This is a genomic window from Streptomyces sp. RK9 (genome assembly GCF_045070545.1).
GTDB lineage: Bacteria > Actinomycetota > Actinomycetes > Streptomycetales > Streptomycetaceae > Streptomyces > Streptomyces alboflavus.
In genome coordinates this window covers 3,167,789-3,185,160 of the sequence record NZ_CP173703.1, presented here as the reverse complement: position 1 = coordinate 3,185,160, position 17,372 = coordinate 3,167,789, and the positions used below count along the sequence as shown (strand labels likewise).

14 protein-coding genes are annotated in these 17,372 nt (G+C 72.1%); 1 reads left to right on the top strand and 13 read right to left on the bottom strand.

The window, feature by feature from the left end:
* Positions 1 to 47 precede the first annotated feature (47 nt).
* Positions 48 to 980, bottom strand: a complete 933-nt coding sequence (gene fmt, locus AB6L24_RS13040; protein ID WP_030360461.1) for a methionyl-tRNA formyltransferase — start codon at positions 978 to 980, stop codon at positions 48 to 50.
* A 463-nt stretch (positions 981 to 1,443) separates the two neighbouring features.
* On the opposite strand from fmt, the gene AB6L24_RS13035 reads away from it, so the two are divergent.
* Entirely contained in the window at positions 1,444 to 2,007 is a 564-nt protein-coding gene (locus AB6L24_RS13035) for a hypothetical protein (RefSeq protein ID WP_380853056.1), read from the top strand.
* Positions 2,008 to 2,133: 126 nt separating this feature from the next.
* Here the strand turns inward: AB6L24_RS13035 and AB6L24_RS13030 are convergent, their stop codons facing one another.
* The 12 genes from AB6L24_RS13030 to AB6L24_RS12975 form a co-directional block, all read right to left on the bottom strand.
* A complete protein-coding gene (locus AB6L24_RS13030; RefSeq protein ID WP_405655207.1) occupies positions 2,134 to 4,284 on the bottom strand; it encodes a primosomal protein N' in 2,151 nt (716 codons plus the stop codon).
* Positions 4,285 to 4,426: 142 nt separating this feature from the next.
* Positions 4,427 to 5,635 (bottom strand): methionine adenosyltransferase, encoded by a 1,209-nt coding sequence (gene metK, locus AB6L24_RS13025; RefSeq protein WP_030360464.1) that lies wholly within the window; start codon positions 5,633 to 5,635, stop codon positions 4,427 to 4,429.
* A 272-nt stretch (positions 5,636 to 5,907) separates the two neighbouring features.
* Positions 5,908 to 7,113: a bifunctional phosphopantothenoylcysteine decarboxylase/phosphopantothenate--cysteine ligase CoaBC gene (coaBC, locus tag AB6L24_RS13020; RefSeq protein WP_405657145.1), complete on the bottom strand. Its 1,206-nt coding sequence runs from the start codon at positions 7,111 to 7,113 to the stop codon at positions 5,908 to 5,910.
* A gap of 109 nt (positions 7,114 to 7,222) precedes the next feature.
* Positions 7,223 to 7,495, bottom strand: a complete 273-nt coding sequence (gene rpoZ / locus AB6L24_RS13015) for a DNA-directed RNA polymerase subunit omega (RefSeq protein ID WP_030360466.1) — start codon at positions 7,493 to 7,495, stop codon at positions 7,223 to 7,225.
* 42 nt (positions 7,496 to 7,537) lie between these two features.
* Complete coding sequence (gmk, locus tag AB6L24_RS13010; protein WP_051810981.1) at positions 7,538 to 8,131, bottom strand: guanylate kinase; 594 nt, start codon at positions 8,129 to 8,131, stop codon at positions 7,538 to 7,540.
* A 62-nt stretch (positions 8,132 to 8,193) separates the two neighbouring features.
* Positions 8,194 to 8,517, bottom strand: coding sequence for an integration host factor (locus AB6L24_RS13005; protein WP_016638838.1), 324 nt, complete (start codon positions 8,515 to 8,517; stop codon positions 8,194 to 8,196).
* Positions 8,518 to 8,934: 417 nt separating this feature from the next.
* Positions 8,935 to 9,780: an orotidine-5'-phosphate decarboxylase gene (pyrF, locus tag AB6L24_RS13000; protein WP_405655205.1), complete on the bottom strand. Its 846-nt coding sequence runs from the start codon at positions 9,778 to 9,780 to the stop codon at positions 8,935 to 8,937.
* Positions 9,777 to 10,889, bottom strand: coding sequence for a quinone-dependent dihydroorotate dehydrogenase (locus tag AB6L24_RS12995; protein ID WP_405655203.1), 1,113 nt, complete (start codon positions 10,887 to 10,889; stop codon positions 9,777 to 9,779). The genes pyrF and AB6L24_RS12995 overlap by 4 nt, the downstream gene beginning before the upstream one ends.
* A gap of 122 nt (positions 10,890 to 11,011) precedes the next feature.
* The gene (gene carB / locus AB6L24_RS12990; RefSeq protein ID WP_405655202.1) at positions 11,012 to 14,329 is read right to left on the bottom strand and encodes a carbamoyl-phosphate synthase large subunit; all 3,318 of its coding nucleotides are present in this window, start codon (positions 14,327 to 14,329) and stop codon (positions 11,012 to 11,014) included.
* Positions 14,322 to 15,464: a glutamine-hydrolyzing carbamoyl-phosphate synthase small subunit gene (gene carA / locus AB6L24_RS12985; RefSeq protein ID WP_405655201.1), complete on the bottom strand. Its 1,143-nt coding sequence runs from the start codon at positions 15,462 to 15,464 to the stop codon at positions 14,322 to 14,324. The genes carB and carA overlap by 8 nt, the downstream gene beginning before the upstream one ends.
* A complete protein-coding gene (locus AB6L24_RS12980) occupies positions 15,461 to 16,087 on the bottom strand; it encodes a hypothetical protein (protein ID WP_405655200.1) in 627 nt (208 codons plus the stop codon). The genes carA and AB6L24_RS12980 overlap by 4 nt, the downstream gene beginning before the upstream one ends.
* Positions 16,084 to 17,370 carry a dihydroorotase gene (locus AB6L24_RS12975; RefSeq protein ID WP_380853038.1) on the bottom strand — a complete coding sequence of 429 codons (1,287 nt, stop codon included), beginning with the start codon at positions 17,368 to 17,370 and terminating at the stop codon, positions 16,084 to 16,086. Before AB6L24_RS12975 ends, AB6L24_RS12980 begins: the two co-directional genes overlap by 4 nt.
* Between the last annotated feature and the right edge of the window lie 2 nt (positions 17,371 to 17,372).

The window sequence follows — 17,372 nt, the reverse complement described above, 5'->3', positions numbered from 1 at the left end:
CCGCACCCTCCCGGACGGCGTCCCGCACGCACCCCGCACGGGCGGCGTCAGGCGCCGAGCCGCTCCCCGGAGGCGATCCGCACCCCGCGCGCCCAGTCCGCCGCGGCCATCGGCTTCTTGCCCTGCGCCTGCACCCACAGCAGCTCCACGGCGTACGAGCCCGTGCCGACGTGCAGCGTCTTCTTGCCCGCGGCGATCTCACCGGGCGCGAGGTCGGTGCGGTCGGGGACGGGCGTGGCCTGGATCAGCTTCAGGCGCTCACCGCGGAACACGGTCCACGCGCCGGGCGCGGGCGTGCAGCCGCGCACCACGCGGTCGACCCGCAGCGCGGGCGCCGACCAGTCGATGTGCGCGTCCTCGACGGTGATCTTCGGGGCGAGGCTGACGCCGTCGGCGGGCTGCGGCACGGCCGTCAGGGCGCCGTCCTCGATGCCGTCCATCGTCGCGGCGAGCAGCCCGGAGCCCGCGAAGGCGAGCCGGGTCAGGAGGTCGCCGCTGGTGTCGGTGGACCGGATCTCCTCGGTGACCGTGCCGTACACCGGCCCGGAGTCCAGGCCCTCCTCGATCAGGAACGTGGAGGCTCCGGTGATCTCGTCCCCGGCCATGATCGCGTGCTGCACCGGCGCGGCCCCCCGCCAGGCGGGCAGCAGCGAGAAGTGCAGATTGACCCAGCCGTGCGCCGGGATGTCCAGGGCGGACTTCGGCAGCAGCGCGCCGTAGGCGACGACCGGGCAGCAGTCGGGCGCGATCTCCCGCAGCCGCGCCTGGAACGCCTCGTCACGCGGCTTCGCGGGCTTCAGGACCTCGATCCCGGCCTCCTCCGCACGCTCGGCAACGGGGCTCGCGACCAGCCTGCGGCCGCGGCCCGCGGGCGCGTCGGGGCGGGTGACGACGGCGGCCACCTCGTGCCTGCCGGATGCGATCAGCGCGTCCAGGGCGGGGACGGCGACCTCGGGGGTGCCTGCGAAGACCAGCTTCACTGGGTGGTACCTCGGTTCTCTGGGGGTCGGCGACGGATTCGGGTGGTCGGCGACGCACCAGTCTATGGGCCCTGCCCAGAGGTTTCCCGGGGGCGTACGCATGGCTGTGCGCCCTGCGCATATGCGCATACGCCCCTGGACCGTGACCCCTCACGACGTAGCGCGTTGGGTCAAGAGAAAGTTGACCACAACGGGCCGCACGCGCGGCCCGCTCCTCATTGCACCGCACCACCAACCCCCCACCGCCGCAGCGGAACCGAGACACGGACCGCACCGCACGCCCCACTTCCCGTACGCAGCCCGTCCCCACCCGACGCGATCCCCGCGCCCGTCCCCGCCCTTCCCCTCCTCGTCCTTCTCCACCCCGCTCCTTCCGCCCTTCCCCTTCCGCTCCTCCCCCACTTCCTTCTTCCTTCAACTCCTTTCATCCCGATCCCTCAACGCCGGTTCGAGAGGCTTGTTCATGGCCGACCACGCAACCCACGACGCCCAGGCACGGGCCAGCCTGCACCTGCTGGTGCGGGACATCGAGCGGGTCCGCCGGCAGGTGGACGCACTGCGCACCCTCACCGCCCAGCTCGGCAACGTCTACCGCCCGCGCCGCTCCAGCCCCTCCGCGGGCTTCGTCGTGTACGGACGCGCTCCCGCTCCGACCGTCCGCCTGGCCCAGGAACTGCGGGACAGCGTCGAGACACTGGTGACCGCGGCCGTCGACTTCGACCGCTCACTCGGCTTCTCGTGGGACGCGGTGGGCTCCGCGCTCGGCGTCACCAAGCAGGCCGTGCACCGCCGCTACGGCGCACGCCGCACCACGGCCCAGGCCACCGCCGAAACCGAGCGGACGCCCGAGCCGACCACCGCCGCGACCACCACGACGGCCCCCGCCCCGCCCCGCACGGTCCCGGTGGGCGCTCCCCTGCCCTCCGTCCCCGCGGCCCGCACCATGCCGACCCAGCCCTCAGCGGGCAGCCCCGGCCTCCGCGACGACATGCGCCCCGGCGCCTTCCCCGGCCCGCGCAACGGCTGACCCGGACGGCAGCCGCCCGCCTGCCCCCTGCCCACACCGGGCAGGGGGCAGCCGTGCTTCCGGACCACCCACCACCCGGCCCACCACCCGGCCCGGCGCCCGTCGGCGCAGCCGACTCCCGCCGAATCAGCCGATGTCCGCAGGATCAATCCGCACCCGAACCGCCTCCTGCTGCCCCGCCCCCCGCGCCATCCGCGCCGCCTGCGCCGTCTTCAGGGCCCGGGCGAGCGCCGCGCCGCTGCCGGGCGGAACCCGGACGAGCGCGCGCTCCCAGTGCTCGCCGGGCGGCGCGTCGCCGGGCCTCCGGGGCCGACCGGCCGCCGGGTTGGCGACCGGCACCGGGCCCAACACCTCGGCGTCCGGTGGCAGTTCAGCACCGCGCAGGAACTCGGACAGCGCGTCCGGGGCCCCGGTCACCGCCGCCATCCGCGACACCGGCGGAAAGCCCAACTCGGCGCGCTCCGACAACTCCCGGACCGCGTGCCCCACCGGGTCCCACCGCACCAGCGCCTGCACGGGCCGGAGCGTCGGCTCGGCGACGATCACCACCGTGCCGCCCGCGCCCTGGTCGCGTACCAGCGCGGCCGCGCCGATCCAGCGCCGCAGGGCCTCCTCGCCCGCACGCAGGTCGGGGCGGCCGAGCATGGCCCAGCCGTCGAGCAGCAGGGCGGCCGCGTAGCCGCCCTCGGCCACGGGCTCCGCGCCCGGGGTGCTCACCACCAGGGCGGGCGCGCCGCCCACCGTGTCGAGGACCTGCTCCCGCCCCGACGTCCGCACCGGCACCGCGGGGAACGCCCGCCCCAACTCCTCGGCGGTCCGCCGCGCCCCCACGACCTGCGCCCGCAACCGGAACCCGCCGCACTCGGAGCAGTGCCAGGCACCCTCGTCCCGCCCGCACCAGGCGCAGCACAGAGCACCGCTGTCGCGGGCCTCCAGCGGCCCGGCGCAGTGACGGCAGCGCGCGGGCTCCCGGCACCGCTCGCAGGCGAGGCGCGGAACATATCCGCGCCGGGGCACCTGCACAAGCACGGGCCCGTGCTTCAGGCCTTCGCGGGCGACCTGCCAGGCCAGTGTGGGCAGCCGCGCGGCCCGCGCGGCCTCGTCGCGGGCGAGGTCGCCGTCCCCGACGGTCCGCACCAGCGGGGCGGCGCCCCGCACCTGCTCGCGCCCGGCGACCAGCGGCAGCGCCCACCCGCTCTCGACCAACTGCGCGGCCTCGACCGTGCAGCCCCAACTTCCCAACAGGAACCCGCACTTGTCCCGAGCGGCACGCAGCTCGAGCACCTCCCGCACATGCGGGAAGGGGGCGTTGTCGTCGCTGTGGCTGGCGTCGCCGTCGTCCCATATGACAACGAGCCCGAGGTCGCGCACCGGGGCGAACATCGCCGCCCGCGTCCCGACGACGGCCCGCACCGAGCCGCGCCGCACGGCCAGCCACTCCCGATACCGCCGCTCCTGCCCCGCGTCGGCGGTGAGCACGGCGTGCCGCCCCTCCCCCAACCGCTCCCGCAGGGCCGCGTCGACGCGTGCGGCGGGCCGCCCGGCCGGTACGACGACGAGGGCGCCGCGCCCCGAGGCGAGCGTCGCCTGCACGGCCCGGGCGATCTCGTCGGCCCACTGCGGCCCGGGCAGCGCCGTCCACACGGCCCGGGGCGCGCCCCCGGAGGCGAGCGCCGCCACGAACTCCGCGCCGCGTCCGTACCGCGCCCACGACCCCGGTTCGGGCGCGGGCGGCGGCGGAGCGGCGGGCGGCGAGGGCCGGGACTCAGCGCGGGCGTGCCGCGGCGGGACGGCCAACTGCAACACGTCGGCCAGGCTGCCCGCGTACCGGTCGGCGACGGCGCGGGCGAGGCCGAGCAGCTCCTGGTCGAGGACGGGCTCCGGCGACACGACCTGCGCGAGCGCCGCCAGCGGCCCGCTGTAGTCCGACTCGGCGCACCGCTCGACGACGAACCCGTCGATGAGCCCGCCGCCCTCGCGCCGCCCGTGCCGCACGTTCCGCGCCCCGGCGCCGAACCGCACCCGCACCCGCACCCCGGGCTGCGCGGCCTCGTCCAACTCCTGTGGCACCGCGTAGTCGAAGTACCGGTCGAGATGCAGCACCCCCTTGTCGACCACCACCCGCGCCACCGGCAACTCCCCGGCCAACGCGGCCCCCCGCCACGTACGCGGCTTCGCCTTGGGCACCTTGGCCTTGCGCACACTCTCCCGAATGAGCGCGAGCTGCTCGGGCGCGGCGCCCTCGCCGCCGTCCGACTGTCCGTTCTCGCTGCTCACAGCCAAATTCCTACCAGACGGCAGTGACAGCGCCGACCGGGGCGGGGGCCACGGGCAGTCCGCGACGCCCCGGCACGCACCGAGGCCCGGCCTCCCCGAAGGGAGCGCCGGGCCTCAGTGACCGGAAGAGCGTCAGCCGTGCCTACAGCCCCACAGCCTTCCGCAGCGCCTCCACCCGGTCCGTCCGCTCCCACGTGAAGTCGGGGACGGCGCGGCCGAAGTGGCCGTACGCGGCGGTCTGGGAGTAGATGGGGCGCAGCAGGTCCAGGTCGCGGATGATCGCGGCCGGGCGGAGGTCGAAGACGTCGCCGATGGCGGCCTCGATCTTGTCCGTGTCGACCTTGGCGGTGCCGAAGGTCTCGACGAACAGGCCCACCGGCTCGGCCTTGCCGATCGCGTAGGCCACCTGGACCTCGCAGCGGGCGGCGAGGCCGGCCGCGACGACGTTCTTGGCGACCCAGCGCATGGCGTACGCGGCGGAGCGGTCGACCTTGGACGGGTCCTTGCCGGAGAAGGCGCCGCCGCCGTGGCGGGCCATGCCGCCGTACGTGTCGATGATGATCTTGCGGCCGGTCAGGCCGGCGTCGCCCATCGGGCCGCCGATCTCGAAGCGGCCGGTCGGGTTGACCAGGAGGCGGTAGCCCTCGGTCTCCAGCTTGATGCCGTCGTCCAGGAGCGCCTTCAGCTCGGGCTCGACCACGAATTCGCGGATGTCGGGCGCGAGGAGGGAGTCCAGGTCGATGTCGCTCGCGTGCTGGGAGGAGACCACGACGGTGTCGAGGCGGACGGCCTTGTCGCCGTCGTACTCGATGGTGACCTGGGTCTTTCCGTCGGGACGCAGGTAGGGGATGGTGCCGTTCTTGCGGACCTCGGACAGGCGCCGCGAGAGGCGGTGCGCGAGGTGGATCGGCAGCGGCATGAGCTCGGGGGTCTCGTCGCAGGCGTAGCCGAACATCAGGCCCTGGTCGCCCGCGCCCTGCTTGTCGAGCTCGTCCTCGTCGCCCTCGACGCGCTTCTCGTACGCCGTGTCGACGCCCTGCGCGATGTCGGGCGACTGGGCTCCGATGGACACCGAGACGCCGCAGGAGGCGCCGTCGAAGCCCTTCTTCGAGGAGTCGTAGCCGATCTCGAGGATCTTGTCGCGCACCAGCTGCGCGATCGGCGCGTACGCCTTAGTCGTGACCTCACCGGCGACGTGCACGAGGCCCGTGGTGATGAGCGTTTCGACGGCGACCCTGGAGGTCGGGTCCTCGCGCAGAAGCGCGTCGAGGATGGTGTCGCTGATCTGGTCGGCGATCTTGTCGGGGTGACCCTCGGTCACGGACTCCGAGGTGAAGAGACGGCGGGACACATCGCTCCCTGTGGTTGCAGCGGCTGCTGGCTGATCATTGGCGGACGTGCCGAGAGCTGCGCTCGGCGTCGTCCTCGACCAGTTTATCGGTCGCACTCCCCCGCGCGGTCACCTGTCTCGCCACATGGAGCCCTGTGACCTGCGGCACTGCATTGTGCGATACGACGATCGGTCTCCACCAGAGGGCCTGCCGCCCGAATTCGCGGGGTTTGAGCCCTCCACTGGGGCGAAAGTGATGTTCGCCCCAGTTTTCGGCGTGGACGTGCACCGATTCACGCCAGTCGCTGAACCACCAGGTCCCAGATCGTGTCCGCCAGGTCTTCCTTGGGCCCGTACGGCACAGGAGTCTCACTGCCGTCGGCCCCGAGCACGATCGCCTCATTCTGCTCAGAGCCGAATGTCTTGCGCTCGCCGACTTCATTCACTACGAGAAGGTCGCAGCCCTTGCGGGCGAGCTTGGCGCGTCCGTTGGCGAGGACGTCGTCCGTCTCGGCGGCGAACCCGACGACGACCTGACCGGGGCGGGGCCGCTCCCCCGCGATCTCGGCCAGGATGTCCGGATTGCGGACAAGGGTGATCGAGGGCGGGGCCTCGCCGTCCTTCTTCTTGATCTTTCCGGCGGCGTACGTCTCGGGGCGGAAGTCGGCCACGGCGGCGGCCATCACCACCGCGTCCGCGTCGGCTGCGGCCTTCAGGACGGCCTCGCGCAGCTGTACGGCGGTGCCGACGGGCACGATGTCGACGCCCGCCGGGTCCGGCAGCGCGGTGTTCGCCGCGAGGAGGGTGACGCGGGCGCCGCGGGCCGCGGCGCTGCGGGCGAGCGCGTAGCCCTGCTTGCCGGAGGAGCGGTTGCCGAGGAAGCGCACCGGGTCCAGGGGCTCGCGGGTGCCGCCGGCGCTGACGACGACGTGCCGTCCGGCGAGGTCCTGCTCGGGCTTGCCGCCGCGGGCGAGGACGCGGCGTACCACCTCGAAGAGCTCGGCGGGCTCCGGGAAGCGGCCCTTGCCGGTGTCGACGCCGGTGAGGCGGCCGACGGCGGGCTCGACGACGAGGGCGCCGCGGCGGCGCAGGGTGGCCACGTTCTCCTGGGTGGCGGGGTGCTCCCACATCTCCGTGTGCATGGCCGGGGCGAAGACGACCGGACAGCGGGCGGTGAGGAGCGTGTTCGTGAGCAGGTCGTCGGCCAGGCCGTGGGCGGCCTTGGCGAGCATGTCGGCCGTGGCGGGCGCGACGATCACGAGGTCGGCGTGCTGCCCGATCCGCACGTGCGGCACCTCGTGGACGTCCGACCAGACCTCCGTGGAGACCGGGTGGCCCGAGAGCGCCGACCAGGTCGCGGCGCCGACGAAGTGCAGCGCGGACTCGGTGGGGACGACGCGCACGTCGTGTCCGGACTCGGTGAGCCGACGCAGCAGCTCGCACGCCTTGTAGGCGGCGATGCCCCCACTGACCCCCAGAACGACCTTCGGCTTGTCCACCTTGTCCACCTTGTCCACCGTGCCTCCCCACACTCGGAAACGTACGACTCCATGACACACCACGGGCCCGGCAGGTGCTCTGCCGGGCCCGTGGTGAAGGACTGGGTGCTTACTGCGCGGGGGCCTCGACGGCCTCGGACGTCAGCAGACCCGCGTTGATCTCGCGGAGCGCGATCGAGAGCGGCTTCTCGTGGACGTGGGTGTCCACCAGCGGGCCGACGTACTCCAGGAGGCCCTCGCCGAGCTGCGAGTAGTACGCGTTGATCTGACGGGCGCGCTTGGCGGCGTAGATCACGAGGCTGTACTTCGAGTCGGTGGCCTCGAGCAGCTCATCAATCGGCGGGTTGATGATGCCCTCGGGCGCGGTGATGGAAGAGGACACTCTCTGCCTTCCGAAGGGGGTCAAGATCAAAGGTGGTGAAGATCAAACAACTTTCATCAAGGCTAGCAGCTCGCGAGCCACATCCTCGACCGAGGTGTTGACCAGGGTGGTGTCGAACTCGGCCTCGGCGGCCAGCTCGACGCGTGCGGCCTCCAGCCTGCGCTCGATGACCTCGGGCGGCTCTGTGCCCCGGCCGGTGAGTCGGCGCACCAGCTCCTCCCAGCTCGGCGGGGCCAGGAAGACCAGCTGGCCGTCGGGCATCGACTCGCGCACCAGGCGGGCACCCTGCAGATCGATCTCGAGCAGGACGGGAACGCCCGCCTCCAGGTGCTCCAGAACCGCGTTGCGGGGCGTGCCGTAGCGGTTTCCCGCGAATTCCGCCCACTCCAGGAGCTCGCCGTTGGCGATCAGCTTGTCCATCTCGTCGTCGGAGACGAAGAAGTACTGCACGCCGTGACGCTCTCCGGGGCGCGGCTTGCGGGTCGTCGCCGACACCGAGAGCCAGACCTCGGGGTGTTCCTTGCGCATATGGGCGACGACCGTGCTCTTGCCGACCCCGGAGGGGCCGGAGAGCACGGTCAGCCGCGGACGTACGTCCGGGGGTACGGGGGTCGTCCCCCGGGGTGAAGCAGCCATGCAGCGATTATCCAGCCTCTTGGGACTGCCTGAGACCAGGAGCCCCGGGAAGGCCGGGACCGTCAGGCCCCGCTGCCGCCGAACTCGCGCTCGAGAGACGCGATCTGGTTGGAGCCGAGTCCGCGCACGCGGCGGCTCTCGGAAATGCCGAGGCGCTCCATGATCTGCTTGGCGCGGACCTTGCCCACGCCCGGCAGGGACTCCAGGAGGGCGGAGACCTTCATCTTGCCGATGACGTCGTTCTCCTGGCCCTGCTTGATGACCTCGTGAAGGGAGGCGCCGGAGTGCTTGAGTCGATTCTTGACCTCGGCCCGCTCCCGGCGAGCCGCGGCGGCCTTTTCGAGCGCGGCTGCGCGCTGTTCAGGGGTAAGGGGCGGAAGAGCCACGCCTACGTCACCTCGGATGTCGAACTGTCGGATACGGACCGGTGAGGAACCTAGTCGCCCCACACCAGGGGAGCAACGTGCAACGCGCTTGCCCGTCGTCCCCCCACTACCTCAAGGGTGTGGGGGGTGGCCCCCACTCGTCGGAGACTAGCGGCCATGGCCGCCGGAGTCAGCGAGAACAGACGAAAAGTCCTGGTCAGCCTCTGCTGAGCCCGACATTTCAGGCATTTCACCCCTGTTTTGGCCGGGTGTCGCGTAAGCAACGCGTCAGTTCTGCGCGCGCACGCCCTCCTCGGCGTCTCGCGGAAACGCGAATCCGCACCCGGAAAAGCCTTTCTGTCCCCCCGACGTGCGCGCTCTCGGCGAAAGAAGTGGCGGACGAACCGGCGGCAGAAGTGGCGGCTGCAGAAGCGCGTCCTAGGCGGCGTCCACCGCGGCCCGCACCTCGTCCGCGAACCGCGCCGCCGCGAACCGCAGCGCGCCCGCGTCGGGCCCCGCCTTCAGGACGCCCCGGCTGACGTTCGGCACGACGTTGCGCACGGCCGCGCCGAAGACCCGGGGAAGGTCGGCCGGGGTCGCGCCCTGCGCCCCGATGCCCGGCGCGAGGAGCGGCCCGTTGATGTCGAGCTCGAACGTCGACAGATCCCCGAGGGTGGCGCCGACGACGGCCCCGTACGACCCCATGGGCGCCGCGCCGGCGTTCTCGGCCGTGAGGTGCCCCAGCATCGTGGCCCCGATGCTCCGGCCGTCCTCGCGCACCGCGCGCTGCACCTCGGCGCCCTCCGGGTTGGAGGTGAGGGCGAGCACGAAGAGGCCGGCGCCGCTCTCCCGCGCCAGGTCCACGGCGGGCTTCAGGGAGCCGTAGCCCAGGTAGGGCGAGACGGTCAGGGCGTCCGAGAAGAGCGGGGCGCCCTTGTGGAGATAGGTCTCGGCGTACGCGGCCATGGTCGAGCCGATGTCGCCGCGCTTGGCGTCCATGACGACCAGGCCGCCCGCGGCGCGCAGGTCGGCGACCGCCCGCTCCAGGACGGCGACGCCCCGCGAGCCGAAGCGCTCGAAGAAGGCCGACTGCGGCTTGAAGACGGCGACCTGGTCGGCCAGGGCCTCGACGACGGTGCGGGTGAAGGACTCCAGGCCCTGGATGTCGTCGTTCAGGCCCCAGGCGGCGAGCAGCGAGGCGTGCGGGTCGATGCCGACGCAGAGGGGGCCGCGGGTGTCCATGGCGTGGCGCAGCCGCGCGCCGAAGGGTTCCTGGGGGCTCATGCTGCGGAGGCCTTTCGGGTGTCGGCGCCGACCGCTTCGGCGAGCGTGGCGTACGGCGATGTGGCGAGGCGGGCGGCGAGGCCCTTGTGGATCCCGCGCGCCCAGAACGGGCCCTCGTAGATGAACGCGCTGTAGCCCTGCACCAGCGTGGCGCCCGCGAGGATGCGCTGCCAGGCGTCCTCGGCGTTCTCGACGCCGCCGACGCCCACGAGGGTGATCCGGTCGCCCACGCGCGCGTAGAGGCGGCGCAGGACCTCCAGGGAGCGCTCCTTGAGGGGCGCGCCGGACAGGCCGCCGGTCTCGGCGTACAGCTCCGGGTCGGAGGCGAGGCCGAGGCTCTCGCGCGCGATGGTGGTGTTCGTGGCGATGATGCCGTCCAGGCCGAGCTCGACGGCGAGGTCGGCGACGGCGTCGATGTCCTCGTCGGCGAGGTCGGGCGCGATCTTCACGAGGAGCGGGACGCGGCGGCCCTCGACGCTGCGGTCGGCGGCCTCGCGGACGGCGGCGAGCAGCGGGCGCAGGGACTCGGTGGCCTGGAGGTTGCGCAGGCCGGGCGTGTTCGGCGAGGAGACGTTCACGACCAGGTAGTCGGCGTGGCGGGCCAGGCGCTCGGTGGACTTCACGTAGTCGGCGGCGGCCTCGGCCTCGGGCACGACCTTGGTCTTGCCGATGTTGACGCCGACGACGGTCCTGAAGACGGGCGTGCGGGCCGCGAGACGGGCCGCCACGGCTGCGGAGCCCTCGTTGTTGAAGCCCATGCGGTTGATCAGCGCGCGGTCCGGCACGAGGCGGAAGAGGCGCTTCTTGGGGTTGCCGGGCTGCGGCTCGCCCGTGACCGTGCCGATCTCGATGTGGTCGAAGCCGAGCATGGCCATGCCGTCGATGGCGACGGCGTTCTTGTCGAACCCGGCGGCGAGCCCGAAGGGGCCGTGCATGCGCAGGCCGAAGGCCTCGGTGCGCAGCTCCTTGTGGCGCGGGGCGAGCGCGGCGGCGGCGAACGTCCGCAGGACGGGGACGCGGGCGGCGAGCCGGATCCAGCGGAAGGCCATGTGGTGGGCCCGCTCGGGGTCCATGCGCGTCAAGACCAGGCGGAAGAAGAGGTTGTACATGGGTGGAGTCCTCGGAGTCCTCGGTGTCCTCGGTGTCCTCGTTGCCCTCCTGCGGCATCAGGTGTGCGGCACGAGGCGCATGAGGAGGGGGACACCGGATCCGGTGTCCCCCTCGTGGGCTGCTAGTCGCGGTCCGCAGACAGGCCCGTCAGGTGCTCCGCGTGTTCCTGGAGCGAGCGCACGCCCACGTCGCCGTGGTTGAGCGCGTCGATGCCCTGGACGGCGGCGGCGAGGCCCTGCACGGTCGTCAGGCACGGCACGGAGCGCGCGACGGCGGCCGTGCGGATGTCGTAGCCGTCGAGGCGGCCACCGGTGCCGTACGGGGTGTTGACGATGAGGTCGACCTGGCCGTCGTGGATGAGCTGGACGATGGTCTTCTCACCGTTGGGGCCCTCGCCCTCGGACTGCTTGCGCACGACCGTGGCGTTGATGCCGTTGCGCTTGAGGACCTCGGCCGTGCCGGAGGTGGCGAGCAGCTCGAAGCCGTGGGCGACCAGCTCGCGCGCCGGGAAGATCATCGAGCGCTTGTCGCGGTTGGCGACCGAGATGAAGGCGCGGCCCTTGGTCGGCAGCGGGCCGTACGCGCCCGCCTGCGACTTGGCGTACGCCGTGCCGAACACGGAGTCGATGCCCATGACCTCACCGGTGGAGCGCATCTCCGGGCCGAGCACCGTGTCGACGCCGCGGCCCTGGATGTCGCGGAAGCGCGACCAGGGCATCACGGCCTCCTTGACGGAGATCGGCGCGTCGAGCGGCAGCTCGCCGCCGTCGCCGGTCGCCGGAAGCAGGCCCTCCGCGCGCAGCTCGGCGATGGTCGCGCCGAGCGAGATGCGGGCGGCGGCCTTCGCGAGCGGCACCGCGGTCGCCTTCGAGGTGAAGGGGACGGTGCGCGAGGCGCGCGGGTTGGCTTCGAGGACGTACAGGATGTCCCCGGCCATCGCGAACTGGATGTTGATCAGTCCGCGCACGCCGACGCCCTTGGCGATGCCCTCCGTGGAGGCACGCAGGCGCTTGATGTCGTGGCCGCCGAGGGTGATCGGGGGCAGGGCGCACGCCGAGTCGCCGGAGTGGATGCCGGCCTCCTCGATGTGTTCCATGACGCCGCCGAGGTACAGCTCGTGGCCGTCGTAGAGCGCGTCCACGTCGATCTCGATCGCGTCGTCCAGGAAGCGGTCGACGAGGACCGGACGGGACGGGCTGATCTCGGTCGACTCCTCGATGTACGCGGAGAGCCGGGTCTCGTCGTACACGATCTCCATGCCGCGCCCGCCGAGCACGTAGGAGGGGCGGACGAGGACGGGGTAGCCGATCTCGTCGGCGATGGCCTTGGCCTCGGCGAAGGTCGTCGCGGTGCCGTGCTTGGGCGCGGGCAGGCCCGCCTCGGCGAGCACGCGGCCGAAGGCGCCGCGGTCCTCGGCGGCGTGGATGGCCTCGGGCGAGGTGCCGACGACGGGGACGCCGTTGTCCTTCAGGGCCTGGGAGAGGCCGAGCGGGGTCTGGCCGCCGAGCTGGACGATGACGCCCGCGACGGGGCCCGCCTGCTGTTCGGCGTGGACGATCTCCAGGACGTCCTCCAGGGTGAGCGGCTCGAAGTAGAGCCGGTCGGAGGTGTCGTAGTCGGTGGAGACGGTCTCCGGGTTGCAGTTGACCATGACGGTCTCGTAGCCCGCGTCGCTGAGCGCGAAGGAGGCGTGCACGCAGGAGTAGTCGAACTCGATGCCCTGGCCGATGCGGTTCGGTCCCGAGCCCAGGATGATCACGGCGGGCTTCTCGCGCCGGGCGACCTCGGACTCCTCGTCGTAGGAGGAGTAGAAGTACGGCGTCTTGGCGGCGAACTCCGCCGCGCAGGTGTCGACCGTCTTGTAGACAGGACGGACGCCGAGGGCGTGCCGGACCTCGCGGACGACGTCCTCGCGCAGGCCGCGGATCTCGGCGATCTGGGCGTCGGAGAAGCCGTGCCGCTTGGCCTCGGCGAGCAGCTCCGGCTCCAGCTTCTCGGCGGCCGCCAGCTCGTCCGCGATCTCCTTGATGAGGAAGAGCTGGTCGACGAACCAGGGGTCGATCTTCGTGGCGTCGAAGACCTCCTGGGGCGTGGCGCCCGCGCGGATGGCCTGCATGACGGTGTTGATGCGTCCGTCGGTGGGCCGCACGGCCGCGCGCAGGAGCGTGTACTTGTCGCCGGGCTTGCCGGTGAAGGAGAACTGGCTGCCCTTCTTCTCCAGGGAGCGCAGCGCCTTCTGCAGGGCCTCGGTGAAGTTGCGGCCGATGGCCATGGCCTCGCCGACCGACTTCATGGTCGTGGTCAGCGTGGAGTCGGCCTGCGGGAACTTCTCGAACGCGAAGCGCGGGGCCTTGACGACGACATAGTCGAGGGTCGGCTCGAAGGAGGCCGGGGTCTTCTCGGTGATGTCGTTGGGGATCTCGTCGAGCGTGTAGCCGACGGCCAGCTTCGCGGCGATCTTGGCGATCGGGAAGCCGGTGGCCTTCGACGCGAGCGCGGAGGAGCGCGAGACACGCGGGTTCATCTCGATGACGATGACCCGGCCGTCGTCGGGGTTGATGGCGAACTGGATGTTGCAGCCGCCGGTGTCGACGCCGACCTCACGGATGATCGCGATGCCGACGTCCCGCAGGATCTGGTACTCGCGGTCGGTGAGCGTCATCGCGGGCGCGACCGTGATCGAGTCGCCGGTGTGCACGCCCATCGGGTCGAAGTTCTCGATGGAGCAGACGACCACCACGTTGTCGTTCTTGTCGCGCATCAGCTCCAGCTCGTACTCCTTCCAGCCGAGGATGGACTCCTCCAGGAGCACCTCGGTGGTCGGCGAGAGCGTGAGGCCCTGGCCCGCGATGCGGCGCAGCTCGTCCTCGTTGTGCGCGAAGCCGGATCCGGCGCCGCCCATGGTGAAGGACGGGCGCACGACGACGGGGTAGCCGCCGAGCTCGTCGACGCCCTTGAGGACGTCGTCCATGGAGTGGCAGATGTAGGAGCGGGCGGACTCGCCGTGGCCGATCTTCTTGCGGACCTCTTCGACGACGTCCTTGAAGAGGTCGCGGTCCTCGCCCTTGTTGATGGCCTCGACGTTGGCGCCGATCAGCTCGACGCCGTACTTCTCCAGGACACCCTGCTCGTGCATGGAGATGGCCGTGTTGAGGGCCGTCTGACCGCCGAGGGTGGGCAGGAGCGCGTCGGGGCGCTCCTTGGCGATGATCTTCTCGACGAACTCCGGGGTGATCGGCTCGACGTACGTGGCGTCGGCGATCTCCGGGTCGGTCATGATCGTCGCGGGGTTCGAGTTGACGAGGATGACGCGCAGGCCCTCGGACTTGAGGACGCGGCACGCCTGGGTGCCGGAGTAGTCGAACTCCGCGGCCTGGCCGATGACGATCGGGCCGGAGCCGATGACCAGGACGGACTGGATATCGGTGCGCTTAGGCACGCTGGCCCTCCATCAGGGTGGTGAAGCGGTCGAAGAGGTACGCGGCGTCGTGCGGGCCGGCGGCCGCCTCGGGGTGGTACTGGACGCTGAACGCGGGCTGGTCGAGGAGCTGGAGGCCCTCGACGACCTGGTCGTTGAGGCACACGTGGGAGACCTCGGCGCGGCCGTAGGGGGTGTCGGAGACCCGGTCGAGGGGCGCGTCGACGGCGAAGCCGTGGTTGTGCGCGGTGACCTCGACCTTGCCCGTGGTGCGGTCCTGCACGGGCTGGTTGATGCCGCGGTGGCCGTACTTCAGCTTGTACGTGCCGAAGCCGAGGGCGCGGCCGAGGATCTGGTTGCCGAAGCAGATGCCGAACAGCGGCGTCCTGCGCTTCAGGACCTCCTGCATGACGGCGACGGGACCGTCGGCGGTGGCGGGGTCGCCGGGGCCGTTGGAGAAGAACACGCCGTCCGGATTCACCGCGTACACGTCCTCGGCGGTGGCGGTGGCGGGCAGCACGTGCACCTCGATGCCGCGCTCGGCCATGCGCTGCGGGGTCATGCCCTTGATGCCGAGGTCGACGGCGGCGACCGTGAACTTCTTGGTGCCGATCGCGGGGACGACGTACGTCTCCTTGGTGGCGACCTCCGCGGACAGGTTCGCGCCCTTCATCTGCGGGGCGGCCTGCACCTTGGCGAGCAGCTCGGCGTCCGCGGCGACGGCGTCCCCGGAGAAGATGCCGACGCGCATGGCGCCGCGCTCGCGCAGGTGGCGGGTGAGGGCTCGGGTGTCGATGCCGCTGATGCCGACGACGCCCTGGCGCTCCAGCTCCTCGTCCAGGGAGCGCTGTGCGCGCCAGTTGGAGGGCACGCGGGCGGGGTCACGCACCACGTAGCCGGAGACCCAGATCCGGGCGGACTCGGGGTCCTCGTCGTTGACACCGGTGTTGCCGACGTGCGGGGCGGTCATCACGACGACCTGGCGGTGGTACGACGGGTCGGTGAGGGTCTCCTGGTAGCCGGTCATGCCGGTGGAGAAGACGGCCTCGCCGAAGGTCTCCCCCACGGCCCCGTAGGCGCGCCCGCGGAAGGTGCGGCCGTCCTCCAGGACGAGTACGGCGGGAGTCTTCGCGGCTCCCCGAGTGGAGGTCGTCATCGTGCGCCTTCCGTTTGCGTCGTGCTGTCGACCTCGGCGTCGGCGCCGTCGGTCTGCGTGCTGTCGATCATGTTGTTGACGGTGGTGACCCACTCGGCCTGCTCGGCGGCGTGGTCCGAGCGGAAGCCGGAGTCGAGGAGCTTGTCGCCGTGCGCCCAGGTGACGATCAGCAGACCGCCCTCGGCGAGGACCTTGCCCGCGATGCCCTTGTCGAGCCGGGCCTCGCGCAGCGCCTCCTTCGGGATGAAGAAGTCCCGCGCCCCGGGGCGTACGACGTCCAGACCCGCGTCCGTGAGGGTCAGCTCCACCCGGCTGCGGGTGCCCAGGCCGTGCGCCACGATCCGGTCGAGCCACTGGCCCGCGGTGGTGGAGCCGTGGTACCGGCCGGTCAGCTCAAGTGTGGCCGGGCCCGGGTCGGACGGCGCGCTGGGGAGCTCGGGCAGGTCGGACTGGAGCGTGCCGCGCCACTTCCAGCCCTCGCGCATCAGCCAGTAGACGAGCGCGATGAAGAGCAGCAGACCGACGACCCAGCCGATGCGGGCGGCCCAGTCGGTGACCTCCGCCGACTTCTCCTCGGCGGCCAGGTGGGTCAGGTGGGTGGCGAGAACGTGTGTAGCGGTCACTGGAGCTTCCCGTCGACGAGCGTGGCCCGGCCCCGCAGCCACGTGTGCGTGACGCGTCCCGGCAGCTCACGGCCCTCGTAGGGGGTGTTGCGGCTGCGGGAGGCGAATCCCGCGGGGTCCACGGGTCCACGGTATGCCGGATCGACGAGCGTGAGGTTCGCGGGCTCGCCTGCCGAGACGGGGCGGCCGTGTCCTTCGGCCTGCCCGATGCGGGCCGGGGTGTGGGACATCCGGTCGGCGACGCCCGCCCAGGTGAGCAGGCCGGTGTCGACCATCGTGTGCTGGACGACGGACAGGGCGGTCTCCAGGCCGACCATGCCCATGGCGGCCGCGCCCCACTCGCAGTCCTTGTCCTCGTGCGGGTGCGGGGCGTGGTCGGTGGCGACGATGTCGATGGTGCCGTCGGCCAGGGCCTCACGCAGCGCCAGGACGTCGCGCTCGGTGCGCAGCGGCGGGTTGACCTTGTAGACCGGGTTGTAGCTGCGCACCAGCTCGTCGGTGAGCAGCAGGTGGTGCGGGGTGACCTCGGCGGTGACGTCGATGCCGCGGGACTTGGCCCAGCGCACGATCTCCACGGAGCCGGCGGTCGACAGGTGGCAGATGTGCACGCGCGAACCGACGTGCTCGGCGAGCAGGACGTCCCGGGCGATGATCGACTCCTCGGCCACCGCGGGCCAGCCGCCGAGCCCGAGCTCCGCGGAGACGACGCCCTCGTTCATCTGGGCGCCCTCGGTGAGCCGCGGCTCCTGCGCGTGCTGGGCGACGACGCCGCCGAAGGCCTTCACGTACTCCAGGGCGCGCCGCATGATCACGGCGTCGTCGACGCACTTGCCGTCGTCGGAGAAGACCGTGACCCCGGCCGCCGACTCGTGCATGGCGCCCAGCTCGGCGAGCTTCTTGCCCTCCAGGCCGACGGTGACGGCGCCGATGGGCTGCACGTCGCAGTAGCCGGACTCCTTGCCGAGGCGGTAGACCTGCTCGACGACGCCGGCGGTGTCGGCGACGGGGAAGGTGTTGGCCATCGCGAACACGGACGTGTAGCCGCCGCTGGCGGCCGCGCGGGTGCCGGTGAGGACGGTCTCGGAGTCCTCGCGGCCGGGCTCGCGCAGGTGGGTGTGCAGGTCGACCAGGCCCGGCAGGAGCACCTTGCCGTCGGCCTCGACGACGGTGGCGCCCTCGGCGCCGAGGCCCGTGCCCACCTCGGCGACGGTGTCGCCGTCGATCAGGACGTCCTGCGGCTCGCCGCCGAGCACCTGCGCGCCACGGATCAGGATCTTGCTCATGG

Bases quoted from the DNA above. Each gene is read 5' to 3' on its own strand.
- AB6L24_RS12975 (WP_380853038.1), bottom strand. From the start codon at position 17,370: ATGAGCAAGATCCTGATCCGTGGCGCGCAGGTGCTCGGCGGCGAGCCG.
- AB6L24_RS13035 (WP_380853056.1), top strand. From the start codon at position 1,444: ATGGCCGACCACGCAACCCACGACGCCCAGGCACGGGCCAGCCTGCAC.
- AB6L24_RS12995 (WP_405655203.1), bottom strand. From the start codon at position 10,889: ATGTACAACCTCTTCTTCCGCCTGGTCTTGACGCGCATGGACCCCGAG.
- pyrF (WP_405655205.1), bottom strand. From the start codon at position 9,780: ATGAGCCCCCAGGAACCCTTCGGCGCGCGGCTGCGCCACGCCATGGAC.
- gmk (WP_051810981.1), bottom strand. From the start codon at position 8,131: ATGGCTGCTTCACCCCGGGGGACGACCCCCGTACCCCCGGACGTACGT.
- carA (WP_405655201.1), bottom strand. From the start codon at position 15,464: ATGACGACCTCCACTCGGGGAGCCGCGAAGACTCCCGCCGTACTCGTC.